Below are 16,312 nucleotides of genomic sequence, written 5' to 3'. Positions count from 1 at the left end.
TCGCCGGGCGGGACGCCGGCGGCCGTCCCCGCGCTCACCGGGGTCAGGGCGTCTTGCCCTGGTGCTCCTCGACCAGGAGGCGGGCGAGGTCGGCGACCTTGACCTGGTGGTGCTGGGACACCTTCCTCAGTTCCTCGAAGGCGGCCTCGGCGCTGCATCCGCTGGTCTTCATGATGATGCCCTTGGCCTGGTCGATGACCGACCGCCCGGCCATGGCCTCCTGCAACTGGGCGGCGTCGGTGCGCATCTCGTCGAACTCCCACAGGTTCGCCATCGCCACGCCGACCTGCTCGGTCAGCATCTCCGCCAACGGCGCTGCGACCTGCGCGGTGAAGGCGCCGGGCCGTACCGAGTAGAGGCCCACCACCAGGAGCACGGGCGAGATCTCGATGGGCAGCAGCAACGCCGAGCGGACCCCCCACCGGGTGGCCAGACCGGCGTAGCGCGCCCACCGGCGGTCGCGCAGAACGTCGGCGACGACGACGCGCCGCAGCGTGCCACGCGCCTCGGTCGAGGGTCCCTCGCCGATCGCCCGCTCGCCCTCGACCAGCATGATGAGCTCGCTGTGCGAACCCGAGACCAGCACCCTGTCGTCGCGCCACAGCTCGGCCGACCCTCCGGAACAGCCGGGAACCCCCCTGGCCAGGGTCGTGGTCAGCGCCCGAAGCACGCTCTCGCTCGAGGTGTCCTCGCCGACCCGGCCCAGCGCGGCCAGATCGCGCGCCAGCACGGAGGTGATCATTGTTGCCATGGCGAATCCCTTCCCGATGAGCCTAGATTAAACAGGTGACCGATCCCATCGGCTTGGCCGCGCTCGAACACGCCCTCGATGAGCTCATCGGGCGCGTGTCGTCGTTGCGTGCCGCCAGAGCCGCCTATCCGGCGGAGCTGGCGCAGACGCTCGACGCCGCCCTGGCCGAGCTCGACACCGCCACCGAACTGCTGGCCGCCGCGAAGGCGGAGCTGAGCGGCGCGGCGCGGAACAAGGGGGGCAGGAGCGCCTCCCAGCGGGAGCTGAAGCTGCTGCGCCAGGTGTTCAGGGTGTTCCCCGTCCCGGTGATCGTGCTGGACGGCGGTGGGGTGATCAGGCGGATCAACGCCGAGACCTCGGCTCTGCTCGGCAGCCCCGACGGGTTCCTGATCGGCCGCTCCTTCCCGCTGCTGGTGGACGTGCCGCGGCGGGCGGCCTTCCGCTCGCACCTGACGGCGGTGCTGCAGACGGGGCAGAGCGCCGCGTTCGAGACGCGGCTGGCCCACCAGGGCCGCACCCACGTCGCGCAGCTGGCGCTGACCAGGCTGACGATGCCGGGCGAGCCGCAGCAGATGGTGGCGGCCGTGGCGCTGCCCACGCAGGTGCAGCTGCCCGAGCCGGGCGCGCGCCGTCCCGAGCAGTCCGACGCGGGGCTGCTGATGACGGCGGCCAGGCGGCAGGAGCTGCTGGCGCGGATGGCGACGCTGCTGCTGGACGAGGAGAGCCAGCGCCGGCCCGTCGCGTTGCCGAGGGCCGCGCGGTTGCTGGCCGAGGAATGGGCCGACTGGGTGATCGGCGACGTGGTGCGTGACGGGCTGCCGCGCAGGTCGGTGGTCCTGGGCCCCAAGGACCAGCCGGTGGCCGATCTGGTACGGCTGGTCGAGCGCGCCGACCCGGCGGTCAGCCCGCTCGTGACGCAGGTGCTCGACCAGGGCACCGGCGTGGTGCACGAGATGGTGGAGGACGAGTCGCTGCTCGGCGGCTGCGCCGACGGGCCGCTGCTGACGGTGATGGGGGCGGGCTCCCTGTTGTGCGTGCCGATCGGGGCCGAGGGCGCGGTGCGCGGCGCGCTGACGCTGGTGCGCTCGCACGACCGCCAGCCGTACACGCTGGCCGACCTGGGACTGGTGCAGGAGCTGGGCGCGCACCTGGGAATGGCGATGTCGGCCCAGGACAGCTTCCGTGACCGCTCGCAGGCCGCCGAGGCGCTGACGGCCAGCGTGGTTCCGCGCAACCTGCCGCAGATCCCCGGTTTCGAGGCGGCGGCGATCTACCACCAGGGCGCTTCGGTGGGGGCGGAGTTCTACGACGTGTTCCCGGTCAAGGACGGATGGGGGTTCTCGCTGGGCGGCGCGGTCGGCTCGGGCGAGGAGGCCGCCTCGGTCAGCGCGATGGTGCGCGGCGGCCTGCGCGTGCTGAGCGTGTGGGAGAGCGACCCCGACCAGGCGGTGCGGAAGGTCAACGACGCGCTGGTCGCGCAGCGCTCCGGCATGTTCGTCATGGCCGTGGCGGGCTACGTGAAGGGCAGGACGATCACGCTCAGCTCCGCGGGGCACCACCCGGCCGCGCTGGTCCAGCCGGACGGCAGCGTGCACTCCGTCTCGGGCGGCGGCGTGCCGCTCGGCATCACGGCGGAGGCGGAGACGGCCGTGGAAGAGATCACACTGACCCCCGGGCAGACGCTGGTCCTCTACTCCGAGGGCCTGATCTCCTCGCGCGGCCAGGACGGCGAGCCGTACGGCGAGGAGCGGCTGGCCGACGTGCTGGCCCGCAGCGTCGCACAGCCGCCTTCGACCGTGGTGAAGTCCATCGAGGAGGACAGGCACGCCTTCTCCGGCGGGCGCGTCTGGGACGAGATCGTGGTGCTCGCGCTGAGAGTGGCGTGACGGACGGCGACCGGTCGCATGCGCGGTGTGCCCGTCGCGCTTCTCACGCGCTCGCCCCGGCAACTACCCCGCCTGGGAAGGTTTACTTTTTCCGGGCGTCAGGGTATGCCTATGGGGTACGTGAGTGCCTAAGACGCAGGCACACCTGCAGGAGCCACATGCCCGAGGTGTGCCATGCATATCGCCATCGTCGCTTCCGACAAGCGCCGCACTCATATTCTCGCAGTCGCCCGTGAGCTGGGCCGCGAGCACCGCGTCACCATCTACAGCCGCCGCAGCGACGCCGACATGAAGCCCAGGGCCAGGATGTGCCATGGCGTCATCGTGGAGACCATAGACGCGGGCCCGGCCCGCGACCTGCTCGCCGACGAGGTCCTGCCGTACCTGTCGGACGTGGGCGACTACCTGATGCGCCGATGGCGCGAGGACCGGCCTGACGTGATCCACGCCCACTCGTGGACCGGAGGCCTCGTGGCGATGGCCGGCGCCCGCGGCCTGGGCGTGCCGGTCACGCAGACCTTCCACCACACGTTCGGCGTCGCCATGCCTCCCGCGCATCTCAAGATGGAGCGGGTGCTCGGCCGCCGCGCCGACGCCGTCATCGCGGGGTGCGGCGACGAGGAGTCCGAGCTCATCAGGATGGGGGTGCCCCGCAACCACATCGCGGTCGTCCCCTACGGGGTGGACGTGGACCGCTTCCGCCGCCAGGGCAGCGCGGCGGCACGCGGCAGCCGCAGGCGGTTGCTGCACGTCGGCCCCCTTTCTCCCGACCGCGGCGCGCACACCGTGGTGCGGGCGCTGGCCGCCGTCCCCGACGCGGAGCTGTTCGTGGCGGGCGGGCCGCCCGCGGAGGGGCTGGACGAGGACCGCGAGGCCAGGCGGCTGAGGACGCTGGCCGAGCAGGCGGGCGTGGCCGACAGGGTGAACGTGCTCGGCCAGGTGCCGAAGGCGTCGGTGGCCAAGCTCATGCGCAGCGCCGACCTGGTCATGACGCTGCCGCGCGAGGCCCCTGCGGGGACGGTGGCGCTGGAGGCCATGGCCTGCGGCGTCCCCGTCATCGCCTCCGCCGTGGGCGCGCACCTGGACTCCGTGGTCGACGGCGTCACGGGGCTGCTGGTGCCGCCGGACAGGCCGGCGCAGACGGCCAGGCTCATCCGCGAACTGCTCGCCGATCCGACCAGGCGCACCGCGCTCGGGTTCGCGGGCGCCGACCGGGCCAGGTCCCGTTACTCGTGGGAGCGGGTCAGCCAGGAGCTTCTTCGCGTGTACGAATCCCTATAAGCTGCCATGCATGCTTATTCATCCTTGGGATGCGGGTTCACCCGAAGAGTCGCTGGCCTTCGTCCGCGACAACCAGTTCGGCACACTGATCGCCTCGGGACGCGACAGGGCCGTGCCGGTGGTCGTGCCGACCCAGTTCCTCCTGGTCGACGACACGACGGTGGTGCTGCACCTGGCCAGGCCCAACCCCGTCTGGCCGGCGATCGAGGAGAACCCGAAGGTCGTGCTGTCGGTGACCGGACCGTGGACCTACATCAAGGGTGAGTGGCGTGCCGAGCCCGGCACCGACCCGCGCCTGGGCGTGCCGACGACCTACTACTCCGCCGTGCAGCTCGTCTGCACGGCGGAGATCGTCAAGGACGACGAGGGCAAGCTCGAGGTGTTGCGGCGGCAGATCGCCGACCTCGAGCCGACGCTCGGGGATCCCGCCCTGATGCCGAGGCTGATGTCGGGCATCAGGGGGCTGCGGCTGACGATCGACGAGATTCGCGGCAAGTTCAAATACGACGGGCACAAAGACGAGGAACACCGCGAGCGCGTCCAAAACGCCGTTACCAAAGCGAAATCCATGCTTTCCTGAGACGCATGTCGATTCCTGGTTATCTCGTGGCGGCGGCGCTCCTGGCGACGCCCGCCGCCACCACCGCCACCGAGCGGCAGCCCTTCGAACAGGTCTTCAGCGAGCGTTTCGACTCCCTCGACACCAGCAGGTGGATGGTCTACCACTCCCCCGGCGCCGAGACCAACCCCCGCACCGGCAAGGCCACCACCGTCTCCAACGGGGTGCTCAGGCTCAAGGGCGGCTTCTACGGCGGCCAGGACCTGTCAGGCGGCCTGGCCACCCGCTCCTCGCAGCAGTACGGCAGGTGGGAGGTCAGGTTCAAGGCCGAGGCCGGCGCCGGCTACACGCCCGTGGCGCTGCTGTGGCCCGACCGGCAGGGCGACGGCGACTACGCCGAGATCGACTTCGCGGAGATCATCGACCCCCATCGGCGCGGTGGCGGCATCTTCGTGCACGCGGGCCGTCAGCGGGCCCAGAAGCAGCTGCGCGCCGACTTCACCCAGTGGCACACGGTCGCCGTCGACTGGCTGCCGGGGCGGCTGACGTTCTGGCTCGACGGTGAGAAGGTATGGGACTACAGGGGGCCGCACGTTCCCGAAGGCCGCAGGATGGGCCTGGCCCTGCAGAACGACGTCGTGTGCAACCGGTGGTCGCCGTGCAGGAACGCCTCCACCCCCGACACCGTGTCGATGTACGTCGACTGGGTGAAGGTCTACCGGTTCACGGGAGCAGCCTGACCGCCTTCAGCGCCAGGTGGACGGCCAGCCTGTCGTCGCCGTCCGACAGGTCGCGCCCGGTCAGCCGCTCGGCCTTGCCCAGGCGGTAGTAGAGGGTCTGGCGGTGGATGCCCAGCTCCGCCGCCGCCTTCTGGGCGTGCCCGCCGAGGTCGAGGTAGGTCTCCACGGTGTGGGCCAGCTCGGCGTCGAGAGCCGCCGTCTCGGCGGCCAGCTCGCGCAGGTCGGCGGTGCCGAGCCTGGCCAGCAGCCGGTGCACGCCGAGGTCGTCCCACCTGGCGACGGGATGGAAGCGGGGGAAGTGCTCGGCGATCCGCAGCGCGTGCTTGGCCTCCCGCCAGCTCTGCCACGCGTCGGCGGGGTCCCGGCGGGGCGCCCCCATGCCAGCGGCGGTGCCGTACGCGGTCTGGAGGTTGCCCGCGATCTCGCCGGCGAGGTGAGAAGGGGCCAGCACGGCGACCGGCCGGCCCGCGCGGGACAGCACCCCGCGCGGCAGCGTCCAGAGAGCGGCCACCCGTTCCTGCGACTCCTTGACGGCGATCGCCGTCACGGGCCCTGCGAGCTCGATGGCGGCGCCCGCCCGCTCCTCGGGGTCGGCCGACAGCAGCGCGGCCAGCTCCCTGCCGAGGTCGTGGCGGCTGCGGGCCTCCTGGGCGAGCATGGCGGCGGCCCTGGCCGTGAGCCGCTGGATGCGGGCCAGCTCGGCGTCGCCGAGGGTGCCGAGCAGCCAGAGGTAGCCGTAGGTCACCGACGCGTGCCTGAGCGGGACGCACACCCTGGCCAGGACGCCGAGCTCCTGGTCGGCGGGGATCCTGACGGGGCCCTCCGCCCTGGCGATGCCGAAGCGCTCGAAGTAGTCGCGGACCTCGCGGCTGGCGCGCCTGCGCAGGATGGACTCCTGGCGGACGGTGTCGATGTCGCCGTGCTGCGCGCCGTACGCCAGCAGCCGGAAGGAGCGGTCCTCCAGCGTCGCGGAGACCCCGAGAACGCGGGCGATCTCGTCGACGGTCTCCTGTAGGTCGTCGGTGTTGTGCATTTGTATGACAGCCTGCCACACGCCACGTTACGGACGTCAATGGGCCCGCTGTGAGCAGGCGTTTTAGCCTGTACGCATGCTGGGTCAAGTACTTCTCGCCGGGTCGCGCAGCGCGCTCGTGCGCCGCACCGTGTCAGGGCTGCCGCTGACCAGGAAGGTCGTCGACCGGTTCGTCGCCGGTGAGGGCGTCTCCGAGGCGAGCGCCGCCGTTCAGCGCCTGGTCGACGGCGGGCTGACCGTCACGATCGACCACCTGGGCGAGGAGACCCGCGACGCGGGCGCCGCCGCCGCGACCGCGAAGGCCTATCTCACCCTCCTGGAGGAGCTGCGCCCGCTGGACCTCGGCACGCGCGCCGAGGTGTCGGTGAAGCTGTCGGCGGTCGGCCAGGAACTGAGCGACTCCATGGCGCTCGACCACGCCCGTGAGATCTGCGCCGCGGCCGCCGCCAACGGCTCCACGGTCACCCTCGACATGGAGGACCACACCACGGTCGACTCCACGCTCGGCATCCTGCGCGCCCTCCGCGAGGACTTCCCCTCCACCGGCGTCGCCATCCAGGCCTACCTGTTCCGCAGCGAGGCCGACTGCCGCGACCTCGCCGTCCCCGGCAGCAGGGTACGCCTGGTCAAGGGCGCCTACCGCGAGCCCGCCTCCGTCGCCCACCAGAGCAAGGGTGAGGTCGACAAGGCCTACGTGCGATGCCTGCGGATCCTCATGGCGGGGAAGGGTTACCCCATGGTGGCCACCCACGACGACCGGCTCATCTCGATCACCGAGCTGCTCGCCGACAGGTTCTCGCGCGCCGTCGGCGACTACGAATACCAGATGCTCTACGGCATCAGGACCGACAAGCAGGAGTCTCTCGCGGGCGCCGGTCACACGGTCCGCGTCTACGTGCCCTACGGCGACGACTGGTACGGCTACTTCATGCGCCGCCTGGCCGAGCGCCCCGCCAACGTCGCCTTCTTCCTTCGTGCCCTTGGGGGTAAGTGATCATGGATGCGATCAGCAACGTCCCGACTCCGGCCAACGAGCCGGTGTACGGCTACGCGCCGGGCAGCGCCGAGCGCACCGCGCTGGAGAACCGCATCAAGGAGCTGGCCGGTTCCTCGATCGAGCTGACCATGACCATCGACGGTGTGGAGAGGATGGGCGGCGGCGCGACCATCGACGTCGTGCAGCCCCACAACAAGGCCGCCGTCCTGGGCCGTACCAACGACGCTACGGCTCAGGACGTGCAGGACGCCGTCGACGCGGCACTGGCCGCCGCCCCCGCGTGGCGGGCGCTGTCGTTCGACGAGCGGGCGGCCATCTTCCTCAAGGCGGCCGACCTGCTCGCGGGCCCCTGGCGCGCGACGCTCAACGCCGCCACGATGCTGGGCCAGTCCAAGTCGGTACAGCAGGCGGAGATCGACGCGGCCTGCGAGCTGATCGACTTCCTGCGCTTCAACGTCTCCTACGCCCGCCAGCTGTACTCCGACCAGCCGGTCTCCTCCCCCGGGGTGTGGAACCGCATGGAGTACCGCCCGCTGGAGGGCTTCGTCCTGGCGATCACGCCCTTCAACTTCACCGCCATCGCGGGCAACCTGCCCACCTCGGCCGCCCTCATGGGCAACGTCGTGGTGTGGAAGCCCTCCCCCACCCAGCAGTTCGCCGCGCACCACACGATGCGGCTGCTGGAGGCGGCGGGGCTGCCCCCCGGCGTCATCAACCTGGTCACCGGCAACGGTCAGGCGGTCTCCGAGGTCGCCATGACCCACCCGGCGCTGGCCGGCATCCACTTCACCGGCTCGACCGCGACCTTCCAGCACCTGTGGGGCACCGTCGGCGCGAACATCTCCCGCTACCACGGCTACCCCCGCCTGGTGGGCGAGACCGGCGGCAAGGACTTCGTGCTCGCGCACCCGTCGGCCGATCCCGGCGTGCTGTCGACCGCGCTGATCCGCGGCGCGTTCGAGTACCAGGGCCAGAAGTGCTCGGCGGCCTCACGCGCCTACGTCCCGCGCTCGATCTGGTCGCGGATCAAGGACGACCTGGTGGCCACGGCCGAGTCGCTGACCGTGGGCGACGTGACGGCCGACCTGTCCACGTTCATGGGCGCGGTCATCGACGACCGGGCCTTCGCCAAGCACAAGGCGGCCCTGGACAGGGCCAAGGCCACCGACTCGATCGACGTGCTCACCGGCTCCTACGACGACAGCGTCGGCTACTTCGTCAAGCCGTCCATCCTGGTGTCGGACGACCCGACGGACGAGATCTTCGTCAAGGAGTACTTCGGGCCGATCCTCGGCGTCCACGTCTACGACGACGCGGCCTTCGACACGGTGCTCGACCAGATGGAGTCGGCCTCGCCGTACGCGCTGACCGGGTCGATCATCGCGCAGGACCGCTACGCGATCGCCTCGGCGTCGGAGCGGCTGCGGTTCGCGGCGGGCAACTTCTACGTCAACGACAAGCCCACGGGCGCGGTGGTCGGGCAGCAGCCGTTCGGCGGGGCGAGGGCGTCCGGCACGAACGACAAGGCGGGCTCGATCTTCAACCTGATCCGCTGGGTGAACGCCCGGACGATCAAGGAGACCTTCGTTCCTCCGATTATCACGCCACCATATAGGGGTGACATTCCGCAGACGGGATGGCAGCAGCCCGATCTAAAGACCCTCGGCTACCGCGATTAGTCGCCGATAGAACAAAAACGCCCCGGAACTCGAATACGAGTTCCGGGGCGCTTCTGCTTCCAGACTCAAAGCCACAGCGTCGCTTCGACCCACACCGCCCCGCCATCCGGGCTGAGCCTGCACCAGCCTGGCCCGTAGGCCGCCCGCAGCAGCACCGGCTCCGTGCGCTGAGGGTGCTTCGCCCCTTGCGGCTCCCGCCACAATGATCAGGTGATTGATCACTATCGCAACCTCTTCGAGTGGCACCAGTGGCTGGAAGACGCACTCTCCTGGACCGTCGTACAACCCCTCGACGAGGAACTCACGGTTGACGATCTCCTGTGGCGGCTGAACGGCGGCCGCGATCCTGAGCAGCGCACCATGGCATACCCCACAGAGGCGGCCTTCGATGAGGACCAGCCCGTGCTCTTCGCCTTCGAGGGCGAAGGCGCCTGGGGCTTCCTCGAGTTCACCTACGGATACGGCATACCGGACCACGTCCTCACCGAGCTCAGCAAGGAGTCACGCGTCTGGATGACAACCTGGCACTTCAACGGGGGATACACGATCCTCTACGCGGCCGACGGCAAGATCAGAGCGCGGATGCGCGACTTCATCTTCGTCGAGCACGCCTTCGAGCACGGTGATCCGAGCATCCTGGCTGACTTCCGCGCCCTGCTCGACAGCCTGGGCGCAGAGGATTACCGCGGCAAGCGAAGTGCAGCGTTCGCCTTCATCGAGGCCGCCACCAGTCTGAGGCTTGAGAAGGAGTGGCTGGATGTGGAGGAGGCCCCCGTCATCGTCCTTGACAACCCGGACGCCTGACCTCAGATCTCTGCAGGCGGTCGCACCGCTGCGATTAGGCAGCCTCCGGTCGAAGCTTCCCAGTACAAACCTCAGCTCATCCGCATTTGCCGTACGTGTACCACTCGTACGGGCCCGCCGCTCGCTCATGCGCTGGCCGCAGTGCTTCAGCGTGAACTCACAGCCCCTGGCAAGAGCACCGCGCGCTCCAACTCGCGGCCCTGGCTCTGTAGGTGAATTTAAGAGCCGAATGTCGGTCAGTGGCTCTGTGGCGCCCGGTGGGGCTGGAGCCGTGTTAGCGAATTCCAGAGCCACCTGAGGGTTAGCGGTGCAAGTATCGAAGCGTTACCCCGTGTGAGGAGACGCTGGTGACACACCCTCAGCCCAAGGCGGAGGTATTCGCGGCGATCCGCCGGGATTCTCGTGCGGGGCTGTCGGGTCGGCAGATCGCGATCAAGTATCGGGTCAGCCGGAACACGGTGGCTGAGGCGTTGCGTCAGCCGCGGCCGGAGCCGAGGAAGAAGATGGCGCCGCGGGCGAGTCGGCTGGATGAGTTCAAACCATTGATCGACGAGATGCTGCGGGCCGATCTGGATGCGCCGCGCAAGCAGCGGCACACGGCGAAGCGGATCTTCGCGCGGCTGGTGGATGAGCACCAGGCGATGGAAATCTCGTATCAGATCGTCCGCGCCTATGTCGCTCACCGGCGGGGCGAGATCCGGGTCGAGGCAGGCCGGGGTCCGCCGGAGGCGTTCATCCCGCAGTCGCATCTGCCGGGAGTTGAGGCCGAGGTCGACTTCGGGGACGTGACGGTCCGGATCGCGGGCGAGCAGGTGAAGTGCTTCCTGTTCTCGTTCCGATTGTCGTATTCGGGCAAGGCGGTCCACCGGGTGCTGGCCACCGGAGGGCAGGAAGCATTCTTTGAGGGACACGTCCACGCTTTCAGGGTGCTGGGCGGTTATGTGGGTGACATCACCTCCACGATCTCGTGAGTCAGGTCAAGATGGTCGTTCCCGTCGAGGAGCGGCCATGGTCTGGCAACCACAGCTGGTACGGCGTGTCGACGCCGCCGGGAACCTTGAGCTGTCGCTGGGGCACGCCCTGGTGGACGACTACTTGGCGTTCGTGGCCGGCTACCAGTTCCGCGGCGCGCAGATCAGCACGCCTTACAACATCGACGAGGTCAACCCCGACGGAGCACGCTTCCGCCGGACCAGCCATGACGATGTGGCCTTCGTCGGCCAGGTCAGCGAATACCTCGCTTGACCTAACGGATCACGTGGAGAGCCGGATGCCCGGCCAACGGGCACGTCCGGTTCGGCGGGCGGGGACAGGAAGACCGACACCCGAAACGGTGCACGGCGTCCCGTCTCCGACCCACCACATGGAACTCGACCGGCACGGCGCCGAGCTCCTCTTCCAGGTTCTCACCGAACGCGAAGAGAAGAACAGCGTCGCCATCGCCAGCAACGAGTCCTTCTCTGGCTGGACCCGCACCTTCACCGACCCGCGCCTCTGCGCCGCGATCGTCGACCGGCTCACCTTCGCCGGCAACATCATCGAGACCGGCACCGACTCCTACCGCCTTGCCCAGACCCGAGCCAGAGCCGAACAAGCCAGCTGACCACACTTGTCGGCTCCCCACTCGGGTCCGTGTCACCAGCCGCAAAGTAACGTTGAGTAATCGTCGTTGCTTTGCGTGGTCGCGAGATTGGTCATCTCAGGGGAGGCTAAACACGCCGGATCACCGGGGTTTGCGGCTGATCGCGGCTCGCGGGTAGGTCAGGCCGAGGTGCGCGGCCGGCGGGTTGTTGAGGTGGTCACCCCGCAGGACGCGCCAGCTGCAAGATCGCCATTCTCAAACACCCACATAGGGCGGCAGGCGCCCCCAGCGCCACGGCGGCCCTCGGCGGTCGACACTGTGATCACTGTGTGTTATTAGTCAACTACATAACATCTCTTACTGGGGAGCCATGCAACCTGCTTCACCATCGGCCGACCAGCCCGCGGGAAGGAGGGTCAGGGCAGCGGGGTGGCTGCCTCGACCCGGTTGAGGTGCACGATCACGTCGAAGGCCGCTCCCAGGGCCAGCGGCCGGTTGAACTGCTCGGGCACGTACGTGGCCGGGATGGTGAAGGTCGGACGGGCGGTGTCCAGCCACGCTCGGGTGGACGGAGTACGGCCGGCGCGGCGCAGGTCCACGTAGTAGTCGCGGTAGCGTACCCGGTCCAGGACGGCCTCGCTGCTGTCCGGGACAGGGGCGCCGGTGTCGAAGACTGCGACCTGGCCGGTCTTGGGGTCGATGGCGCGGAAGCGGCCGCTGTGGATGGTGGTGCCGATCGCCACATAGGAGGTGCCGGCCAGGGAGCGCAGGACGGCCCCCTGGGTGACCGGGTAATGGTCGGGCCAGGCCGAGACGTAGCCGATATGCCCGTTGTGCGCGGCCGCCACGGTTTTGGTGCCGGTGTGGCGCTGCCACCACACGGTGTTGTCGGCCATGGCCTGGTCACGGTGACGGTGCAGGGCCGCGCCGTCCAGTGCGTACATGGTGGACATCTGGACGATGACGCGGGCCTCCTGCAGTACCCGCGGGCTCACCTTGCCGCTGTCATCCAGCAGGCGGTAGGCGGCCTGAGCGTCGCCGGCCAGGGCGGCGCGCTGCTCGGCCGGCAGTGCGGCCAGGGCGTTCATCCGTTCTTCCACACCGGCGGGCAGGGCCAGCAGGCCCGCGTAGCGGCGACGCAGTTCGGGCTCCAGCGACGGCTCGTGCTTCTCGGCCCAGGCGAGGATGCGCCGGTACTGCTCGGGATGGACGTCGCCGATGTCGAATCCCATCACGCGCAGCTTGCGTGAGGCGGTGCGGTTGTAGTCGCGCATCCACTCATACAGGTCCATCCACTCCTGGGTCTTCCACGAGCCGTAGGACTGCTGGAACTCCTCGGCCATGATCGTGCGCAGGTCGCCCTTGCCGGTGCGCACGTACGCGTCCAGGCGGACGCCGGCCGACCAGGTCGCCTCCAGCGCCAGCGTGGTGAAGCCCTGGGTCTGCACCAGATGCCGGAACATCCGGTGCCGCAGCGTGAACAGCTCCTTCGAGCCGTGCGTGACCTCGCCGATCCCCACGATGGTGGCGCCCTTGGTCATCGCCGACAACGCCTTCAGGTCGCGGGACGGGCCGCCCGGGACGGTGCTGCGCAGTTCCTGGGCGTGGCGCTCCAGGTTCGCCACCACCCGCTCTTGGCCGGCGGCGACGGCCGCCGTGGCAACGCCGGCGGGGGCGGGGGCGGGGGTGGCGAATGCCGGAGCGCTCACGCTCGCGAGACAGGCCGCCAGCGCCAGGGTGACCGGCACGGTACGACGCAGAGTGTTGCTCGCCAAGACAGATCCTTACGTTGGGTGTCGGATGAAGCAATCACCAACGTAGGGATGGGCGCAGGCGGTTTCGATCCCGCCCGCTGGCCGGTCGATGGTGGTGCTGGCTACCGCACGCCGCCCGCGGCCCAGCTCACAAGGCCGTTTCCCCGAGGCTGTTCCCCAGAGGCCGGGTGTCAGAGGCCGGCTTCAGGCACCGAGGTAGCGCAGCACGGCGGCGACCCTGCGGTCCACGCGGTCACTGGGAGCCAGGCCGAGCTTGGCGAAGATGTTGCGGATGTGCTTGTGCACCGCTCCCTCGGTGATCACCATCTTGTCGGCGATGGCCAGGTTGCCCAGTCCTTCGGCCATCAGCGCGAGCACCTCGCGTTCGCGCGGGGTGAACTCCTCCAGGGGGTCGCGCCGGCGGATGAACAGCTGGGCCACCACGTCCGGGTCGATGGCGGTGCCGCCGCCGGCGACCCGGTTCAGCGCCTCAAGGAACTGCTCGACCTTGCCGACCCGCTCCTTGAGCAGATAGCCGACCCCGTGCGTGCCGTCGGCCAGCAGGTCGGTCGCGAACGTCTGCTCGACATGCGCCGACAGCACCAGCACCCCCAGGCCCGGCTGCAAGCGCTTGGCCGTCACGGCCGCCCGGATGCCCTCGTCGGTGTGGGTGGGCGGCATGCGCACATCCACCACCGCCACATCGGGCCGGTGCTCTTCGACCGCGGCCAGAAACCCCTCGGGGTCGCTCGCGGCAGCGGCCACCTCGATGCCCTCCCCGCTCAGCAGCAGCACCAGGCCCTCGCGCAGCAGCGCGTCATCCTCAGCGATCACGACTCGCACGGCAGTTCCACCTCGATCACAGTCGGCCCCCCGTCGGGGCTGGTCAGGGTCATCGTTCCGTCATGGGCCTCGACGCGGCGGCGGACCCCGGCCAGCCCGGTGCCCGCGCCATCGCGGGCGCCGCCCTTGCCGTCGTCACGCACCTGGACGCGCAGTAACGGGCCTACACGTTCGACGACGACCTCCACGTGCTGGGCGCCGCTGTGCTTGCCCACATTGGTCAGCGCCTCGGCCACGGTGAAGTAGGCGGCGCTCTCCACCGACAACGGCACCACGGCGAGCTCACCCACCCGCACCCGACAGGGCACCGAGCATCCGGCGGCCAGCGCGTCCAGCGCGCCGGCCAGCCCCTTGTCCTCCAGGATCGGCGGCAAGATCGCGCGCACCACGCCGCGCAGCTCCGCCAGCGCCTGCTCGGCCGCGCTCCTGGCACGTTCCAGTGCGTGCGCGGCCCGAGCGGGATCGCGCTGCAGAGCACGCTCGGCCGCGGCCACCGTGACCACGACCGCGTTCAGCCGGTTCTGCGCGCCGTCGTGCAGGGCCCGCTCGATCCGGCGCAGCTCGACGGCATGCGCGCGCAGCGCCCCCGCGCGGGTCACGGTTAGCTGCGCGATGCGCTGCGACAAGTCGATCGAGGCGTGCGGCACCAGCAGTTTCCTGGCGGGCAGCGCCTGCAGGCGCGCCAGCACAGGGAAGAGACGGACCAGGGCGACCAAGACGGCCAGGCCGATCACCGAGGTGGCGATCGCGCCCGGCCAGGTGGTAACCGGGAAGCCGAAGTTGGTGAGCTGATCCTCGCGCGACAGCAACTGCCAGTAGAGCGGGTAAGTGAGTTCCCGCAGCACCGCCACCGGCATGATCATCCCGAGCAGGCCGCAGGCCGGGCCCACCACGACGTAGACGGCCAGCCAGCCCAGGTCGCGCAAGGTCGCCGGGTCGGCACGGGCCGCCCGCATCCTGGCCGCCCAGCCTCGGGGTAGCTGCTCGGCAGGCAGCCGGTACGGGCTGACGATCTCGACACCCGCGCCGGCCAGGCGCCTGCGTTCCCACTCGGCCGCGCCCCTGGTCATCCCGATCATCGCCGGCACCAGCGCCAGCCCGACCCCGACCAGGCTCAACGCGGCCACCACCAGCCAGCACAGCGCGACGACGACGGCCATGAACGCGGTGCCCAACCCTCCGGCCAGCCGTTCCAGACCTTCAAGGATTCCCCGCATCACTAGGTTCATAGTAGGCGAAAGGGGACACGGCTTGCTCCAGCCCGCTGTACCACGGCCAGCTAGCGTGCGGGATTTCCGCAGATCGGGCCCGTTTCTAGGATTCTGGCCATGACCGACCCCTACCGCATCCCCAGCCCTGACTCCGACCCCGCCACCCCCCGGCCCACCACCTCCCGGCCCGCAGCGAGCAAGCCCGCGCTGAGCAAAGGCGCTCTCGCGCTGCGCGCCCTGCTCTGGCTCGTCCTGATGGCCAGCGCGGTCGTCAACATGATCGCGAACGGCATCGGCGCCTGGCCGCTCGGCCTGGTCGCGGGCGGCGTCGCCGTCGCGTGCATCGCCGCCCTCATCGTGCACCACGTGAGCAGGCGCAAGACATGAACCACATCGTCCCCTCACCGGCGTCACCAAGAAGGAGACCCACTGCTCGGATAGCTGTCACCGAAGGGAAGGGGCGTTCCCGCAGGGCTATGTCTGCTTGTGGACCGAGGACGACTTCGACGGCGAGATGTTCGGCTACAAGCCAGTCTCCTACTACTGCGACATCGCCCCGGCTCAACCCGTCCGGACCATCTTCAACAACACCAACCGGCCATGGGTGTTCTACCGCGACTCGACTGCGGCACCCTGGACGCCACCATCCTCCCAACCACGCCAAACGTGACGAAGGTAGCCAGGATGGGCACGGGCCGCTACTGCGTCCAGGTCCATCCCGACATCAACGCCGTCCGATCCGTGCCGATCGCGACCCTGTACTTCGGCGCCGACTGGGGCAGCGAGATCTACGCCGCCGCCCCGCACCGTGTGCAAGGACCACCCCAACTCGGTCTACGTCGTGACCGGCAAGAACGGAACAAGACAGCGCGCGGTGGCCGCCGTTCCAGGGGCCGGTTCTGGGTCCGATCATCAGGGCGCTGATCGCGGCCCTGGGCCCCGCCTGCCAATGGACGGCAGACGCCACGAACACGATCTCGTCCAGCACCAGCTCCGACGAGACGTCGTGCTTTGTGTAGGTCTGTCACCCGGGATCGCCTGTGTGGCAGGGACCCATACGGGTACAGTGGCGCTCAGCACCGCGACCTCCTCGACTAGGTCGGTTCCAGCCCCGGACCGCCTGCCAGCGGACCCCGGGGCTCAACACTTTTAGGGGCTGTGTACGGCCCCCCGCCAGTAACGCTGCTGGGGT

At 69.7% G+C, this 16,312-nt stretch carries 16 protein-coding genes and 2 pseudogenes; 13 read left to right on the top strand and 5 right to left on the bottom strand.

What is annotated here, in order from left to right; translation table 11 throughout:
* Nucleotides 1-43: 43 nt before the first annotated feature.
* A complete protein-coding gene (locus tag AC3EO4_RS03385) occupies nt 44-751 on the bottom strand; it encodes an ANTAR domain-containing protein (RefSeq protein WP_431893612.1) in 708 nt (235 codons plus the stop codon).
* A 35-nt stretch (nt 752-786) separates the two neighbouring features.
* Here AC3EO4_RS03385 and AC3EO4_RS03380 point away from each other — a divergent pair, with 35 nt between their 5' ends.
* From AC3EO4_RS03380 to AC3EO4_RS03365, 4 genes are all read left to right on the top strand, one after another.
* A complete protein-coding gene (locus tag AC3EO4_RS03380) occupies nt 787-2,637 on the top strand; it encodes a SpoIIE family protein phosphatase (protein ID WP_431893609.1) in 1,851 nt (616 codons plus the stop codon).
* A gap of 174 nt (nt 2,638-2,811) precedes the next feature.
* Nucleotides 2,812-3,918, top strand: a complete 1,107-nt coding sequence (locus AC3EO4_RS03375; protein WP_379578812.1) for a glycosyltransferase — start codon at nt 2,812-2,814, stop codon at nt 3,916-3,918.
* 10 nt (nt 3,919-3,928) lie between these two features.
* The gene (locus AC3EO4_RS03370) at nt 3,929-4,498 is read left to right on the top strand and encodes an FMN-binding negative transcriptional regulator (protein ID WP_431893607.1); all 570 of its coding nucleotides are present in this window, start codon (nt 3,929-3,931) and stop codon (nt 4,496-4,498) included.
* A 5-nt stretch (nt 4,499-4,503) separates the two neighbouring features.
* A complete protein-coding gene (locus AC3EO4_RS03365; RefSeq protein WP_431893604.1) occupies nt 4,504-5,217 on the top strand; it encodes a glycoside hydrolase family 16 protein in 714 nt (237 codons plus the stop codon).
* On the opposite strand, the gene AC3EO4_RS03360 is transcribed toward AC3EO4_RS03365, so the two are convergent.
* The gene (locus AC3EO4_RS03360; protein WP_431893601.1) at nt 5,201-6,250 is read right to left on the bottom strand and encodes a PucR family transcriptional regulator; all 1,050 of its coding nucleotides are present in this window, start codon (nt 6,248-6,250) and stop codon (nt 5,201-5,203) included. The two genes, AC3EO4_RS03365 and AC3EO4_RS03360, sit on opposite strands and share 17 nt — an antisense overlap.
* A 76-nt stretch (nt 6,251-6,326) precedes the next feature.
* Between AC3EO4_RS03360 and AC3EO4_RS03355 the strand changes: the two genes are divergently transcribed.
* The 6 genes and pseudogenes from AC3EO4_RS03355 to AC3EO4_RS03330 form a co-directional block, all read left to right on the top strand.
* Complete coding sequence (locus AC3EO4_RS03355; protein ID WP_379578820.1) at nt 6,327-7,244, top strand: proline dehydrogenase family protein; 918 nt, start codon at nt 6,327-6,329, stop codon at nt 7,242-7,244.
* A gap of 2 nt (nt 7,245-7,246) precedes the next feature.
* Entirely contained in the window at nt 7,247-8,926 is a 1,680-nt protein-coding gene (pruA, locus tag AC3EO4_RS03350) for an L-glutamate gamma-semialdehyde dehydrogenase (RefSeq protein WP_431893599.1), read from the top strand.
* Between the two features lie 210 nt (nt 8,927-9,136).
* On the top strand, nt 9,137-9,730 hold the full coding sequence (locus AC3EO4_RS03345; RefSeq protein WP_379578822.1) for a hypothetical protein: 594 nt from the start codon (nt 9,137-9,139) through the stop codon (nt 9,728-9,730).
* 347 nt (nt 9,731-10,077) lie between these two features.
* On the top strand, nt 10,078-10,701 hold the full coding sequence (locus AC3EO4_RS03340; RefSeq protein WP_431893597.1) for a hypothetical protein: 624 nt from the start codon (nt 10,078-10,080) through the stop codon (nt 10,699-10,701).
* 37 nt (nt 10,702-10,738) lie between these two features.
* Nucleotides 10,739-10,975, top strand: coding sequence for a hypothetical protein (locus AC3EO4_RS03335; protein WP_431893595.1), 237 nt, complete (start codon nt 10,739-10,741; stop codon nt 10,973-10,975).
* Nucleotides 10,976-11,090: 115 nt separating this feature from the next.
* A pseudogene (locus tag AC3EO4_RS03330) lies at nt 11,091-11,333 on the top strand (ATP-binding protein); the annotation flags it as partial.
* A 395-nt stretch (nt 11,334-11,728) separates the two neighbouring features.
* Here the strand turns inward: AC3EO4_RS03330 and AC3EO4_RS03325 are convergent.
* From AC3EO4_RS03325 to AC3EO4_RS03315, 3 genes are all read right to left on the bottom strand, one after another.
* The gene (locus tag AC3EO4_RS03325; protein ID WP_379578827.1) at nt 11,729-13,087 is read right to left on the bottom strand and encodes an erythromycin esterase family protein; all 1,359 of its coding nucleotides are present in this window, start codon (nt 13,085-13,087) and stop codon (nt 11,729-11,731) included.
* Nucleotides 13,088-13,270: 183 nt separating this feature from the next.
* The gene (locus tag AC3EO4_RS03320; RefSeq protein ID WP_379578829.1) at nt 13,271-13,909 is read right to left on the bottom strand and encodes a response regulator transcription factor; all 639 of its coding nucleotides are present in this window, start codon (nt 13,907-13,909) and stop codon (nt 13,271-13,273) included.
* Nucleotides 13,897-15,126 (bottom strand): sensor histidine kinase, encoded by a 1,230-nt coding sequence (locus AC3EO4_RS03315; protein ID WP_431893591.1) that lies wholly within the window; start codon nt 15,124-15,126, stop codon nt 13,897-13,899. The genes AC3EO4_RS03320 and AC3EO4_RS03315 overlap by 13 nt, the downstream gene beginning before the upstream one ends.
* 111 nt (nt 15,127-15,237) lie before the next feature.
* On the opposite strand from AC3EO4_RS03315, the gene AC3EO4_RS03310 reads away from it, so the two are divergent.
* From AC3EO4_RS03310 to AC3EO4_RS03300, 3 genes and pseudogenes are all read left to right on the top strand, one after another.
* Nucleotides 15,238-15,507: a hypothetical protein gene (locus AC3EO4_RS03310; protein ID WP_431893588.1), complete on the top strand. Its 270-nt coding sequence runs from the start codon at nt 15,238-15,240 to the stop codon at nt 15,505-15,507.
* A 91-nt stretch (nt 15,508-15,598) separates the two neighbouring features.
* Nucleotides 15,599-15,790, top strand: a pseudogene (locus tag AC3EO4_RS03305) (peptidase inhibitor family I36 protein); the annotation flags it as partial.
* A complete protein-coding gene (locus AC3EO4_RS03300; RefSeq protein WP_379578835.1) occupies nt 15,787-16,044 on the top strand; it encodes a hypothetical protein in 258 nt (85 codons plus the stop codon). The pseudogene AC3EO4_RS03305 and the gene AC3EO4_RS03300, both read left to right, overlap by 4 nt.
* The last annotated feature ends 268 nt before the right edge of the window (nt 16,045-16,312 follow it).

The sequence above is a fragment of the Nonomuraea sp. bgisy101 genome (assembly GCF_057708945.1).
Note: the sequence above shows the minus strand (reverse complement) of the source record. Positions and strands in the feature narration are given on the sequence as shown.